Consider the following 12581-nt stretch of genomic DNA (forward strand, 5'->3'; position numbering starts at 1 on the left):
CGAGTCCCCGATCGCCGGGAGACCGTTATGATCGTCGCGTTTCTCAACCAGAAGGGTGGCGTCGGCAAAACGACGTTGGCGCTGCACCTCGCCGGCGAATGGGCACGGGACGGAAAGCGCGTGACGCTGATCGACGCCGATCCGCAAGGTTCCGCGCTGGACTGGTCGCAGCAGCGCAGCCGGGAGGGGTTGGAGCGGCTGTTCGGTGTTGTCGGCCTGGCGCGCGATACGCTCCACCGCGAAGCACCGGAGCTGGCGCGCGATGTCGATCATGTCGTCATCGATGGACCACCGCGTGTCGCCGGTCTGATGCGCTCGGCGCTGCTCGCCACCGATCTCGTGCTGATCCCAGTGCAGCCGTCGCCGTTCGACGGCTGGGCATCGGCCGAGATGCTGACGCTGCTCAGCGAAGCCCGAATCTATCGACCGGACCTCAAGGCGCGGTTCGTGCTGAACCGCTGTGCGACCCGCACGATCCTCGCCCGCGAAACCGCCGAAACGCTCGCCGAGCATGATCCGCCGCCACTCCTGACCACCATCGGTCAGCGCATCGCTTTCGCCGATGTAGTGCAGACCGGACGGCTCGCGGCCGAGCAGGACGATACATCGCCCGCCGCGCGGGAGATTGCCGCGCTCGCCGCCGAAGTCACGAGGATCGGGGCATGAGCGAGCGGTCCTCCAAACGCAGTTTCGCGTCCCGGCCTGCCGATCCGGAAAGCTGGATCAAGGCGCCAGACCGTCCATCGCCGCGCACGGACCCCGCCGCCGAATTCAGCGCCAGGCTGACCATCGACGTCACCGCCGACATGCGAGGCCGGATCAAGTTTGCCGCCTTCCAGCGCGGACAGACGGTCGCCGACATGCTGCGCGCCCTGTTCGAGCGCGAGTTCCCCACCAGCGAAGGAGAGCCGCGATGATCGGTGTCGCTGACACGTCGCTGCGCAGCGGCTTGCCGCACGCGCCTGCGGCAGATGCACTGACCCATGTCGAGTTGACGTGGGTCGAGGAGAAGATCGAATTCTGGATCAGGTTCGGTCGCGAGACTGCCGAACAGATCCTCGACCGACGTCGGCGCGTCGTGTCGTTCGCGCCGGACAGCGTCTTCGCCTTCGTCCGCTGGACCTCCAACGACTACGGCACCGCACTTTCGCGCCTCGACATCGTGCGCGCCGTTAGTGCGGGCGAGCGGTGCCAGACCCTGCCATTCGTGCGCCCCGGCGGCGACATCCTGTTGCGCGCCGACGGCTGGCCGAAGGTCGAGCGCGTCCTCCAGCTCATTGATGCCATCGAAGCGCGCGGCATCGGTGCGATCGATGTTTCGCCCGATCACTGGCGACACGTCCACAACCGTCTGACAGCCGGTGAAGCACCGCGCGCCTACGACTCGCAGCAGCATCGCGCCTTCCTCCTGCGCCGGAGGATCATGCCATGAGCCGCTTTGGATATGTCATGACGACGTACTTGGCGGTGATGTTGATGGGTATCCTGTCGATCGTGTCCTTCGCGCCGAAGCTGATCTGGAATGCCTCCGCGAGCACCCCGATCGGCCTCTATGCGATCAGCGCCAGCGACGGATTGGAAGCGTCCGACCTCGTCGCCGTAGCGGCGCCGGAGCCGATCGCCACGTTCCTTGCCGATGGCGGATATCTGCCGCGCGGCGTGCCCCTGCTGAAGCGGGTCGCGGGTCTGCCCGGTCAACGGCTTTGCCGATCGGGCCACACGATCACCGTCGATGGCCGACCCATCGGCGATGCGCTCGACCGTGATCGCCGGGGCCGCGAACTGCCGACCTGGCAGGGATGCCGCGTCATCGCCGACGACGAGCTCTTCCTGATGAACTGGCAGGTCCGCGACAGCCTCGACGGCCGTTACTTCGGACCGCTGCCCGCCAGCTCGGTCATCGGCCGGGCCACCCCCCTCTACACTGACGAGGACGGCGATGACCGCTTCGTCTGGCGCGCGCCGACGCGGTGACGGCACGCCCATGACCTTGGCCACCGCAATCAGAAGGAGACGCCCCATGTCCGTTATCGGTCAATTCACGCGCGAAAATGACGGCTTCATCGGCCACCTGATGACGCTGTCATTGCACCAGGACATCATCATCGTTCCGGCTGAACCGTCCGATGCCGAGAACGCGCCGGACTACCGCGTCCATGTGCTCGACACCATGAGCAACGAAACCGGCGCGGAGATCGGTGCAGGGTGGAAGCGCACCGGCGAGAAGGCCGGCAACTACGTCTCGCTGCAGATCGACGATCCGACCTTCGGTCATCCGATCCGCGCCAACCTTTTCCAGTCGGCCGACGATAAGTCCGCATGGGGCTTGCACTGGAACCGTCCGCCCAAGCGCGCGGAGCGGGACTGAGCGATGTCGATCCCGCGCCACCAAGCTGTCGCTGGGCGGTCAAACACTGCCCGGCGCACAGCCCTCCTTCTCCTTTCCGGCCTTCTGCTCGCCGCGCCAATCTGCGCCACGGCGAATGCTCAGACCGTGCCGGCCGAGCGCCCCTCTCGCGTCGATCCCTACGCCGCCTTCATCACCGAGGCCGCGCAACGGTTCGGCGTTCCCGAGCAATGGATTCGTGCGGTCATGCGGGTCGAAAGCGCGGGCGACGTGCGCGCGATCTCTTCGGCCGGCGCGATGGGCCTGATGCAGATCATGCCGGCCACCTGGGCGGATCTGCGCGCTCGACATGGTCTCGGCGCGAACCCCTACGATCCGCGCGACAACATTCTGGCGGGCGCGGCGTATCTGCGCAACATGCACGACCGCTACGGTTCGCCGGGCTTCCTCGCGGCCTACAACGCTGGCCCCGGGCGCTATGAGGAGTATCTCGCTGGCCGACCATTGCCAGCCGAAACGCGCGCCTATGTCGCCGCTCTCGCACCGATCATCGGCGGCGGCGATCTTTCTGCCCCGGTTACGGTGGCGACCGCCGATCCGCTCGCCTGGACCCGTGCGCCGCTCTTCATCGTGCAGGTCAACAGCAGCGCGGGTGCAGTCCAACGGCAGCACGACCGCGATCTGGCTGAACCATCTGCGCAGGAGTCCGCGCGCGATCCGGTACTGCCTGCACCGCGATCGGACGGCCTATTCGTGGCGCGAACCGATCGTGCGGAGCCACGATGATGGGCTTCGCACCTCATGCGGCATTGTCGGGCTCTGGCGTGGATCTGGCGTCAGAGGCGGGAAGAGCAAGCAGCACAACCGAACGATGGCGAGATAAAAGCCGGCGATGCGCGGCTTGGTGCGGTCGTGTGTTTTCAGAGGCTTATGGCGCATTGGCGCGAGGTGCGCCTGATCGGCGCAGCCTGCGCATTCGCCATTTCGCCAAGGATTACCGCGCGATTGCGCGATGTGCGGGGCCTCGACCATGAGCGACGAGGACGATTTCCGCATCCGGCCTGGCCGCATCCGCTCCACCCGCGCTCAAGCTGCCCGCCCCTTCATCGCCCAGGCGCTCGCGGCCGCGCAGCGGGCCGGCGGACGCGTCTCACGCTCCGGCCAGATCAGCAAGGGCAATCGCTCGCGGTTCGGACGCGGCCAGCGCGCGACCGTGCAGGCCAATCGGCTGCTCACGAGCCGATCGCGCAACACGGTGATCAAGACGCGCGTCGTGCGCCATACCGCCCGTTCAGCGCCGCTCAGCGCCCACCTCAGCTATCTGCGACGCGAGGGCGTCACCCGGGATGGAGAGAAGGCGCGGCTGTTCGGGCCGGAGACCGAGGACGTCGATCCGAAGGCGTTCGCCGAGCGGACCCAGGACGACCGACATCATTTCCGGTTCATCGTCTCGCCAGAGGACGCGACCGAGATGTCCGACCTCAAAGGCTTCGCCCGCGAGCTGATGGGGCAGATGGAGAAAGACCTCGGCACGAAGCTCGACTGGGTCGGCGTCGATCACTGGAACACCGACAATCCTCATGTCCACATCATCCTGCGGGGCCGGACCGACGACGGCCAGGACCTCGTCATTTCCCGCGATTACATAAAGGAGGGAATGCGCGCTCGCGCGCAGGATCTCGTCACCCAGGAGCTGGGTCCGCGAACGGATCACGAGATCCGTCGCAACCTCGAACGGCAGATCGGCGCGGAGCGCTGGACCGATCTCGATCGTCAGATCGCCCGCGACAGCTATCGCACGGGCGTCGCCGACCTCGCCCCGCATCCCGATCGCCAGCCGGACGAATTCCACGCGATGAAGGTCGGCCGGCTGCGGAAGCTGGAAACACTCGGCCTTGCCGATCAGGTCGGCCCCGGTCAGTGGGTCGTATCGGAGAACGCCGAGAAGACCCTGCGCGCGCTCGGCGAGCGTGGCGACATTATCAAGCGCATCCACCGCAGCCTCACTGAACGCGGCATCGAGCGCGGCGCAGCGAGCTATGTGCTTGCCGGCGAGAGTATCGACGATCCTGTCATTGGCCGGTTGGTCGATCGCGGGCTCGACGACGAGCTGAAGGGCACGGCCTATGCCGTGGTCGACGGCACGGATGGGCGCACCCACCACATCAAGCTGCCCGATCTCGACGCCGCCGGTGACAGCGCGCCGGGGTCGATCGTCGAATTGCGCAAGTTCGACGACGCCCAGGGCCGTCGGCGCGTGGCGCTTGCCGTCCGCTCCGATCTCGACATTGAACGGCAAGTTCACGCGACCGGCGCCACCTGGCTCGACCGTCAGGCGATCGCCCGTGAGCCCGTCGCACTCGGCGGCGGCGGCTTCGGCGCCGAGGTGCGCCAGGCGATGGACCGGCGCGCCGAACATCTCATCAACCAGGGGCTCGCCGAGCGCCAGACACGTGGCGTCAGCTTCTCGCGGGGACTGATCGACACGCTCCGTCAACGCGAGGTCGAGGCGCTCGGCGAGAAGCTCGCGGCCGAGACCGGCCGCCAATTCGCGAAGGCCGGAACGGGCGAGTATGTGGCGGGTACCTATCGGCAGCGCTTCGCGCTCGCCTCCGGCCGCTTCGCCATGATCGACGACGGCCTCGGCTTCCAGCTCGTGCCCTGGTCGCCCTCCCTCGAACGTCAGCTCGGCCAGCACGTCTCCGGCGTCTCGCGCGGAGCCGGCGGCGTCGACTGGAGCTTCGGCCGCAATCGCGGCCTCGGCATGTAGCCCAACCAAGAAAGGAGTACCCGCCATGTCGGCGACGAAAATCCTCTGGGGCCAGATCCTCACCGTCTTCCTGATCGTGCTGATGACGACCTGGGGCGCGACGCAATGGACAGCCTACCGTCTCGGCTTCCAAGCTCAGCTTGGGCAGCCGTGGTTCGAGATCGCCGGATGGCCGATCTACTATCCGCCCGCCTTCTTCTGGTGGTGGTATTTCTACGATGCCTATGCCCCGCCGATCTTTGTCGAGGGCGCCTATATCGCCGCGTCGGGCGGCTTCATCTCGATCGCCGTCGCCATCGGCATGTCGGTGTGGCGGGCGCGCGAAGCGAAGAACGTCGAGACCTATGGCTCCGCCCGCTGGGCACGGCCGGAAGAGGTGAAGGCCGCGGGCCTGCTCGGTCCGGATGGCGTCGTGCTCGGCAAGCATGAGCGCGACTATCTGCGCCATGACGGCCCGGAGCATGTGCTCTGCTTCGCGCCGACCCGCTCCGGCAAAGGCGTGGGTCTGGTCGTACCCTCGCTCTTGACCTGGCCGGGCTCGGCGATCGTCCACGACATCAAGGGCGAGAACTGGATGCTCACCGCCGGCTACCGTGCTCGACACGGCCGCGTGCTGCTGTTCGATCCGACGAACGCAAAGTCGGCCGCCTACAACCCGCTGCTCGAGGTGCGGCGCGGCGAATGGGAGGTCCGCGACGTGCAGAACATCGCGGACATTTTGGTCGATCCGGAAGGCTCGCTCGAGAAACGCAACCACTGGGAGAAGACGTCCCACGCGCTTTTGGTCGGCGCGATCCTGCACGTCCTCTACGCCGAGGCCGACAAGACCCTGGCTGGCGTCGCCGCCGTCCTCTCCGATCCGAAGCGGCCGATCGAGTCGACACTCGCGGCAATGATGAAGACCGCGCATCTCGGCGAGGCCGGCCCGCATCCGGTGATCGCCAGCGCCGCCCGCGAGCTGCTGAACAAGTCCGACAACGAGCGGTCCGGCGTGCTGTCGACCGCGATGTCGTTCCTGGGCCTCTATCGCGATCCCGTCGTCGCCGAGGTCACCCGCCGCTGCGACTGGCGCATCGCCGATATGGTCGGCGGCAAGCATCCGACCACGCTCTACCTCGTGGTGCCGCCATCTGACATCAACCGGACAAAGCCCTTGATCCGCCTGATCCTCAACCAGATCGGTCGCCGGTTGACCGAGGATTTGCAGGCGAAGGGCAACCGTCACCGCCTGCTGCTCATGCTGGACGAGTTTCCCGCGCTGGGCCGGCTCGACTTCTTCGAGAGCGCGCTCGCCTTCATGGCAGGTTACGGCCTGAAAGCATTCCTCATCGCCCAGTCTCTGAACCAGATCGAGAAGGCCTACGGCCCGAACAATTCAATTCTCGACAACTGCCATGTCCGCGTGAGCTTCGCGACCAACGACGAGCGGACCGCCAAGCGCGTTTCCGATGCGCTCGGCACCGCCACCGAGATGAAGGCCATGAAGAACTATGCCGGCCACCGGCTCTCTCCCTGGCTTGGCCACATGATGGTGTCGCGCTCGGAGACCGCCCGGCAACTGCTCACGCCGGGCGAGATCATGCAGCTCCCGCCGTCCGACGAGATCGTCATGGTCGCCGGCATCCCACCGATCCGCGCCAAGAAGGCCCGATACTACGAGGACCGGCGCTTTCAGGAACGCATCCTCACGCCGCCCGGCCAGACCAAGCCGGCGAGCGCAAGGACAGACGACTGGAGCGCGCTGGTTTTGCCCGAACGCCCGGTGCTGAACACGCCCGTCGCCGTGGATGACGTAGCTGACGACGATCCGACGGATTCCGAGCGCCGTCATCAGCCCGAGCTGAGCCGCACCAAGACCGTCGAGCGCAAGCCCGTCATCGAAAACGAATTCGAGATCGATCCTCGCGATGACGTCGAAGAGGATGCCGCCCGCCTCAGCCGCATGACCCAGACCATGCGCCAGGTCGCCCGACAGGCTTCGCTTGATCCGGGCGACGGCATCGAATTGTAGGAGGCGCCGGTGACCAAGCCTCCGAAGAAGCAACGGCTGTCCGTCTATCTCGACCCTGACGTGATGAAGGCGCTCGCCGCCCACGCCGCGCGCCGCGACCTGTCCCTCTCCCTGGTCGCCGAAGCCGGTATCGCCTCCTTTCTGTCGCCAGACGCCGCCGAGCGGCAGGAGGCAGCAACCACGAAGCGCCTCGATCAGCTCGACCGGCGCATGGCGCGCATGGAGCGCGACCTCGGCATATCTGTCGAGACGCTCGCCGTGTTCATCCGCTTCTGGCTGACCTCCAACCCGCCGCTCCCCGAGCCGGCGCAGATCGCGGCACGCGCCAAGGCGGGCGAACGCTATGAGGCCTTCGTCACCGCGCTTGGCCGTCGACTCGCGCAGGGGCCGAAGCTCAGGCAGGAAATTTCGGAAGACATCTCGCCCGCGCGCGACGCGGAATAATCACTGATCCACCCATCACAAGTATTCGGCCATTCCGCCGTTTCCCTGTCTTTGTACGCCACAGTACGACGACCACATGATGGTTGTTGTCAGGCCATGAATTCTGCCTCTTCTACTCATCCCCGATCCAGGGCCGCGCATCGCGGACCCGCAAGAGAACGGGGACGACGTGGCGGCAACTCAACAGAAATCGGAGGCGATACTTCGCGGTGCGCGGATGCTGCGCACGGCCCTCGGGCCGGCGATCGCCACGTTTCTGGAAGATCCCGCGATCGTCGAGGTGATGCTCAACCCCGATGGGCGGCTCTGGGTCGACCGGCTGTCGGAAGGCCTTTCCGACACGGGTGAACGCCTCTCGCCAGCCGATGGCGAGCGGATAGTCCGCCTCGTCGCCCATCATGTAGGGGCCGAGGTTCATCCCGGCGCGCCGCGTGTCTCGGCCGAGCTGCCCGAAACGGGGGAGCGGTTCGAGGGGTTGTTGCCGCCCGTCGTGTCCGCACCGGCCTTCGCGATCCGCAAACCCGCCGTCGCGGTGTTCACGCTCGACGACTATGTCGCCGCCGGCATCATGCAGGCGGGCCAGGCCGAGGCCTTGCGTGTCGCCGTCGGCGAGCGACGCAACATCCTCGTCGCCGGTGGCACCTCCACCGGCAAGACCACGCTCACCAATGCGCTTCTCGCCGAGATCGCGAAGACCTCGGACCGGGTCATCGTCATCGAGGACACGCGCGAGCTGCAATGCACCGCGCCGAACCTTGTCGCTATGCGGACCAAGGACGGCGTCATTACCCTTTCAGAACTGGTCCGATCCTCGCTGCGCTTTCGACCGGACCGAATCCCGATCGGTGAGGTTCGGGGCGCCGAGGCGCTCGACCTGTTGAAGGCATGGGGCACCGGCCACCCCGGCGGTGTCGGCACCATCCATGCGGGCACCGCCATCGGCGCGCTGCGCCGTCTCGAACAGCTCATCCAGGAAGCCGTCGTCACCGTTCCGCGCGCGCTGATCGCAGAGACGATCGATCTGGTCGCCGTGCTCTCCGGCCGCGGCTCCTCGCGGCGCCTCGCCGAACTCGCCCGCGTCGAGGGCCTCGGCCCCGACGGCGACTACCGCGTCACCCCCGCAAGCCAGCCCCTCACAGGAGACCCGTCATGATCAAGCATGCCTTGCGCATCCGCCGCCACATCGCAACGGCGGTGTCCGTCACCTTCCTCTCGCTCGCGCTGTCGCCGGCCGCCCATGCGTCGGGCTCGTCGATGCCATGGGAAGCCCCACTCCAGTCGATCCTCGAATCCATCGAGGGGCCGGTCGCCAAGATCATCGCGGTGATGATCATCATCATCACCGGCCTTACCCTCGCGTTCGGCGACACGTCGGGCGGGGCGCGACGCCTGATCCAGATCGTGTTCGGCCTGTCGATCGCCTTCGCCGCATCGAGCTTCTTCCTGTCCTTCTTCTCCTTCGGCGGCGGAGCGCTCGTCTGATGGCCGACGGAGTGCATCACGGTGGCGAAGTGGCCGGATTTTCGGTCCCGGTCCATCGGGCGCTCACCGAGCACATCCTCCTGGGTGGCGCGCCGCGCTCGCTCGCCATCCTCAACGGCACGCTCGCGGCCGCACTCGGCCTCGGCCTGCGCCTCTGGTTGGTCGGCCTGGGCCTTTGGGCCGTAGGGCACTTCGCCGCCGTCTGGGCGGCCAAGCGCGATCCGCAGTTCGTCGACGTCGTGCGCAAGCATCTGCGCATCCCTGGCCACCTGTCGGTCTGAGGAGCGCCGCCGATGATGAATCTCGCTGAATATCGCAACCGCAACGCCCGCCTCGCGGACTTCCTGCCCTGGGTGGCACTGGTCGGTGAAGGGGTGGTGCTGAACAAGGACGGCAGCCTTCAGCGCACCGCCCGGTTCCGCGGCCCCGATCTCGACAGCGCCGTGCCGGCCGAGCTGGTGGCTGTCGCCGGCCGATTGAACAATGCCTTCCGGCGCCTCGGCTCCGGCTGGGCCATCTTTGTCGAGGCGCAGCGCCACGGCGCCGCGACCTATCCCGCCAGCATGTTCGCCGACAGCGCCTCCGCGCTGGTCGAAGCCGAACGCAAGGCGGACTTCGAGGAGGCGGGCGCGCATTTCGAGTCCAGCTACTTCCTCACATTCCTCTATCTGCCGCCAGCCGAGGACGCCGCACGCGCCGAAACCTGGCTCTATGAAGGTCGCGACCACGCCGGCGTTGACGCGCACGAGATTCTTCGCGGCTTCGTCGATCGCACCGATCGCATCCTCAATCTCATCGACGCCTTCATGCCGGAGTCCGTGTGGCTCGATGACGCCGAGACGCTCACCTACCTGCATTCGACGATCTCGACGAAACGGCATCGCGTCCGCGTCCCCGAGACGCCGATGTATCTCGATGCGCTGCTCGCCGATCAGCCACTCACCGGCGGGCTCGAGCCCCGCCTCGGCGACACGCATGTCCGCATCCTCACTATCGTCGGTTTCCCGACGGCGACGACACCCGGCATCCTCGACGAGCTGAACCGGCTCGCCTTTCCCTATCGCTGGTCGACGCGGGCGATCCTCCTCGACAAGACCGACGCCACCAAGCTGCTGACCAAGATCCGGCGGCAATGGTTCGCCAAGCGCAAGTCGATCGCCGCCATCCTCAAGGAGGTGATGACCAACGAGGCCTCCGCGCTGGTCGATACGGACGCCGCCAACAAGGCCGCCGACGCCGACATGGCCTTGCAAGAGCTCGGCGCCGACTATGCCGGCCAGGCCTATGTGACCGCGACCATCACGGTGTGGGACGACGATCCCCGGATCGCCGCCGAGAAGCTCCGGCTGGTCGAGAAGGTAATCCAGGGCCGCGACTTCACCGCGATGGCAGAGACCATCAATGCCGTCGACGCGTGGCTCGGCTCGCTGCCCGGGCATGTCTACGCCAATGTCCGCCAGCCGCCCATCAGCACATTGAATCTCGCCCACATGATCCCGCTGTCGGCGGTGTGGGCGGGACCGGAACGGGACGAGCATCTCGATGCACCCCCACTGCTTTACGGCAGAACCGAAGGCTCGACCCCGTTCCGGCTTTCCATCCATGTCGGTGACGTCGGCCACACGCTAATCGTCGGGCCGACCGGCGCCGGCAAGTCGGTGCTGCTCGCGCTCATGGCGCTTCAGTTCCGGCGCTATCCGCAGTCGCAGGTCTTCGCCTTCGATTTCGGCGGATCGATCCGTGCGGCAGCGCTCGCCATGCGTGGCGACTGGCATGATCTCGGCGGCGGCCTGACCAAAGGCGCCGACGACAGCGTGTCCCTCCAACCGCTCGCCCGCATCGACGACGTCGCCGAGCGAGCCTGGGCCTCCGACTGGCTGATCGCGATCCTTGGTCGCGAGAGTGTGCCCGTCACGCCCGAGGTCAAGGAGCATCTCTGGTCAGCCCTCTCGTCGCTGGCCTCTGCACCAGTTTCCGAGCGAACGCTGACGGGCCTGTCCGTCCTGCTCCAATCGAACGACCTGAAGCAGGCGCTGCGGCCCTACTGTGTCGGTGGTCCGTATGGCCGTCTTCTCGACGCCGAGGTCGAGCATCTTGGCGAAGCGAACGTCCAGGCATTCGAAACCGAAGGGCTGATCGGCACCGGCGCAGCCGCTGCCGTGCTCGCCTATCTCTTCCACCGCATCGAGGACCGCCTCGACGGCCGGCCGACGCTCCTCATCGTCGACGAAGGCTGGCTCGCCCTCGACGATGAGGGCTTCGCCGGACAGCTTCGCGAATGGCTGAAGACGCTGCGCAAGAAGAACGCCAGCGTGATTTTCGCCACGCAGTCGCTCTCCGACATCGATGGCTCGGCAATTGCGCCGGCGATCATCGAGAGCTGCCAGACGCGCATCCTCCTGCCGAACGAGCGCGCGATCGAGCCACAGATCACCGCCATCTATCGACGCTTTGGTCTCAACGACCGGCAGATCGAGATCCTGGCGCGCGCAATGCCGAAGCGCGACTACTACTGCCAGTCCCGGCGCGGCAATCGGCTGTTCGAGCTGGGCCTGTCGGACGTGGCCCTGGCGCTGTGCGCGGCCTCATCCAAACAGCATCAGGCGATGATAGCCGATATTCATGCCCGCAGCGGCACGGACGGGTTCCTGCGCGAGTGGCTCGCGGCGAACCGGCTCGACTGGGCTGCAGATCTCATCGCCGGCCTCACCAATGTTATCCCCAAAAGCGAACCGGAGGTACGCCCATGACCCGTTTCCTTCAAAACCGCGCGCGGACTCTGCGCATGACGGCCGCAATTCTTGCAGCCCCGCTTGCTCTGTCTCCCGTCCTCACGCCGCCCGCCGCCGCGCAATGGATCGTCTACGACCCGACCAACTATGCGCAGAACGTGCTGACGGCGGCGCGCACGCTCCAGCAGGTCAATCAGCAGATCACCCAGCTTCAGAATGAAGCGACCATGCTGATCAATCAGGCCCGCAACCTGGCGAGCTTGCCGTACTCCTCGCTCCAGCAGCTTCAGCAATCCGTCCAGCGCACGCAGCAGCTTCTGCAACAGGCGCAGGGGATCGCGCTTAACGTCCAGCAGATCGACCGTGCGTTCCAGACCACATACGGCGACGCCTCGATGTCGGCCTCCGATCAGGCGCTCGTGACGCAGGCGCGCGAGCGCTGGCAGAACACCGTCGGCGGCTTGCAGGATGCCATGCGCGTGCAGGCCGGCGTCGTCGGCAACATCGACACCAACCGCAGCGAGATGTCGGCGCTGGTCGGCCAGAGCCAGGGCGCGACGGGCGCCTTGCAGGCGACACAGGCAGGCAATGAGCTCCTGGCGCTCCAGGCGCAGCAGCTTGCCGACCTTACCGCCGTCGTCGCCGCCAATGGCCGCGCCCAGAGCTTGTCCGAGGCCGAGCGGGCCGCAGCGGCCGAGCAAGGCCGAGAACAGCGCCGCCGCTTCCTCACACCGGGCAGCGGCTACCAACCGGGCAACGCCCGCATGTTCCCGAACGGCAACTGAGGGCACGGCG

At 66.7% G+C, this 12581-nt stretch carries 14 protein-coding genes; all 14 read left to right on the top strand.

Translation table 11 applies throughout. The features are described 5' to 3' along the window. The first annotated feature begins 27 nt into the window (after positions 1-27). The 14 genes from parA to trbJ all read left to right on the top strand — a co-directional run bounded on the left by parA (position 28) and on the right by trbJ (position 12571). Positions 28-666, top strand: a complete 639-nt coding sequence (gene parA, locus L6Q21_RS00725) for a ParA family partition ATPase (protein WP_237828507.1) — start codon at positions 28-30, stop codon at positions 664-666. Beyond that, the gene (locus L6Q21_RS00730; protein ID WP_237828508.1) at positions 663-917 is read left to right on the top strand and encodes a hypothetical protein; all 255 of its coding nucleotides are present in this window, start codon (positions 663-665) and stop codon (positions 915-917) included. Before parA ends, L6Q21_RS00730 begins: the two co-directional genes overlap by 4 nt. Continuing rightward, positions 914-1432: a DUF2840 domain-containing protein gene (locus L6Q21_RS00735; protein ID WP_237828509.1), complete on the top strand. Its 519-nt coding sequence runs from the start codon at positions 914-916 to the stop codon at positions 1430-1432. Before L6Q21_RS00730 ends, L6Q21_RS00735 begins: the two co-directional genes overlap by 4 nt. Beyond that, a complete protein-coding gene (locus L6Q21_RS00740; RefSeq protein ID WP_237828510.1) occupies positions 1429-1974 on the top strand; it encodes a S26 family signal peptidase in 546 nt (181 codons plus the stop codon). Before L6Q21_RS00735 ends, L6Q21_RS00740 begins: the two co-directional genes overlap by 4 nt. Positions 1975-2020: 46 nt before the next feature. Further along, positions 2021-2368: a DUF736 domain-containing protein gene (locus L6Q21_RS00745; RefSeq protein ID WP_237828513.1), complete on the top strand. Its 348-nt coding sequence runs from the start codon at positions 2021-2023 to the stop codon at positions 2366-2368. A gap of 3 nt (positions 2369-2371) precedes the next feature. Beyond that, the gene (locus L6Q21_RS00750) at positions 2372-3133 is read left to right on the top strand and encodes a lytic transglycosylase domain-containing protein (RefSeq protein ID WP_237828514.1); all 762 of its coding nucleotides are present in this window, start codon (positions 2372-2374) and stop codon (positions 3131-3133) included. Positions 3134-3377: 244 nt separating this feature from the next. Next, entirely contained in the window at positions 3378-5117 is a 1740-nt protein-coding gene (locus tag L6Q21_RS00755; RefSeq protein WP_030540431.1) for a relaxase/mobilization nuclease domain-containing protein, read from the top strand. A 25-nt stretch (positions 5118-5142) separates the two neighbouring features. Further along, positions 5143-7128 carry a conjugal transfer protein TraG gene (locus L6Q21_RS00760; RefSeq protein ID WP_030540430.1) on the top strand — a complete coding sequence of 662 codons (1986 nt, stop codon included), beginning with the start codon at positions 5143-5145 and terminating at the stop codon, positions 7126-7128. Positions 7129-7137: 9 nt separating this feature from the next. Continuing rightward, positions 7138-7572: a hypothetical protein gene (locus L6Q21_RS00765; protein WP_030540429.1), complete on the top strand. Its 435-nt coding sequence runs from the start codon at positions 7138-7140 to the stop codon at positions 7570-7572. 217 nt (positions 7573-7789) lie between these two features. After that, positions 7790-8725: a P-type conjugative transfer ATPase TrbB gene (gene trbB / locus L6Q21_RS00770; RefSeq protein WP_255696637.1), complete on the top strand. Its 936-nt coding sequence runs from the start codon at positions 7790-7792 to the stop codon at positions 8723-8725. Beyond that, complete coding sequence (locus L6Q21_RS00775; RefSeq protein ID WP_472908850.1) at positions 8725-9054, top strand: TrbC/VirB2 family type IV secretion system protein; 330 nt, start codon at positions 8725-8727, stop codon at positions 9052-9054. The genes trbB and L6Q21_RS00775 overlap by 1 nt, the downstream gene beginning before the upstream one ends. Next, positions 9054-9335: a VirB3 family type IV secretion system protein gene (locus tag L6Q21_RS00780; protein ID WP_030540426.1), complete on the top strand. Its 282-nt coding sequence runs from the start codon at positions 9054-9056 to the stop codon at positions 9333-9335. Before L6Q21_RS00775 ends, L6Q21_RS00780 begins: the two co-directional genes overlap by 1 nt. 12 nt (positions 9336-9347) lie before the next feature. Continuing rightward, positions 9348-11804, top strand: a complete 2457-nt coding sequence (gene trbE / locus L6Q21_RS00785) for a conjugal transfer protein TrbE (RefSeq protein WP_030540425.1) — start codon at positions 9348-9350, stop codon at positions 11802-11804. Continuing rightward, positions 11801-12571, top strand: coding sequence for a P-type conjugative transfer protein TrbJ (gene trbJ, locus L6Q21_RS00790; RefSeq protein ID WP_237828520.1), 771 nt, complete (start codon positions 11801-11803; stop codon positions 12569-12571). Before trbE ends, trbJ begins: the two co-directional genes overlap by 4 nt. Positions 12572-12581 lie beyond the last annotated feature (10 nt).

This window comes from Sandaracinobacteroides sayramensis, from assembly GCF_022014495.1.
Lineage (GTDB): Bacteria > Pseudomonadota > Alphaproteobacteria > Sphingomonadales > Sphingomonadaceae > Sandaracinobacteroides > Sandaracinobacteroides sayramense.

Coding starts and splice junctions, on each gene's coding strand:
- L6Q21_RS00750 (WP_237828514.1), top strand. CDS start 2,372: ATGTCGATCCCGCGCCACCAAGCTGTCGCTGGGCGGTCAAACACTGCC.
- L6Q21_RS00780 (WP_030540426.1), top strand. CDS start 9,054: ATGGCCGACGGAGTGCATCACGGTGGCGAAGTGGCCGGATTTTCGGTC.
- trbB (WP_255696637.1), top strand. CDS start 7,790: ATGCTGCGCACGGCCCTCGGGCCGGCGATCGCCACGTTTCTGGAAGAT.
- trbJ (WP_237828520.1), top strand. CDS start 11,801: ATGACCCGTTTCCTTCAAAACCGCGCGCGGACTCTGCGCATGACGGCC.
- L6Q21_RS00755 (WP_030540431.1), top strand. CDS start 3,378: ATGAGCGACGAGGACGATTTCCGCATCCGGCCTGGCCGCATCCGCTCC.
- L6Q21_RS00735 (WP_237828509.1), top strand. CDS start 914: ATGATCGGTGTCGCTGACACGTCGCTGCGCAGCGGCTTGCCGCACGCG.
- trbE (WP_030540425.1), top strand. CDS start 9,348: ATGATGAATCTCGCTGAATATCGCAACCGCAACGCCCGCCTCGCGGAC.
- L6Q21_RS00745 (WP_237828513.1), top strand. CDS start 2,021: ATGTCCGTTATCGGTCAATTCACGCGCGAAAATGACGGCTTCATCGGC.
- parA (WP_237828507.1), top strand. CDS start 28: ATGATCGTCGCGTTTCTCAACCAGAAGGGTGGCGTCGGCAAAACGACG.
- L6Q21_RS00740 (WP_237828510.1), top strand. CDS start 1,429: ATGAGCCGCTTTGGATATGTCATGACGACGTACTTGGCGGTGATGTTG.
- L6Q21_RS00760 (WP_030540430.1), top strand. CDS start 5,143: ATGTCGGCGACGAAAATCCTCTGGGGCCAGATCCTCACCGTCTTCCTG.
- L6Q21_RS00730 (WP_237828508.1), top strand. CDS start 663: ATGAGCGAGCGGTCCTCCAAACGCAGTTTCGCGTCCCGGCCTGCCGAT.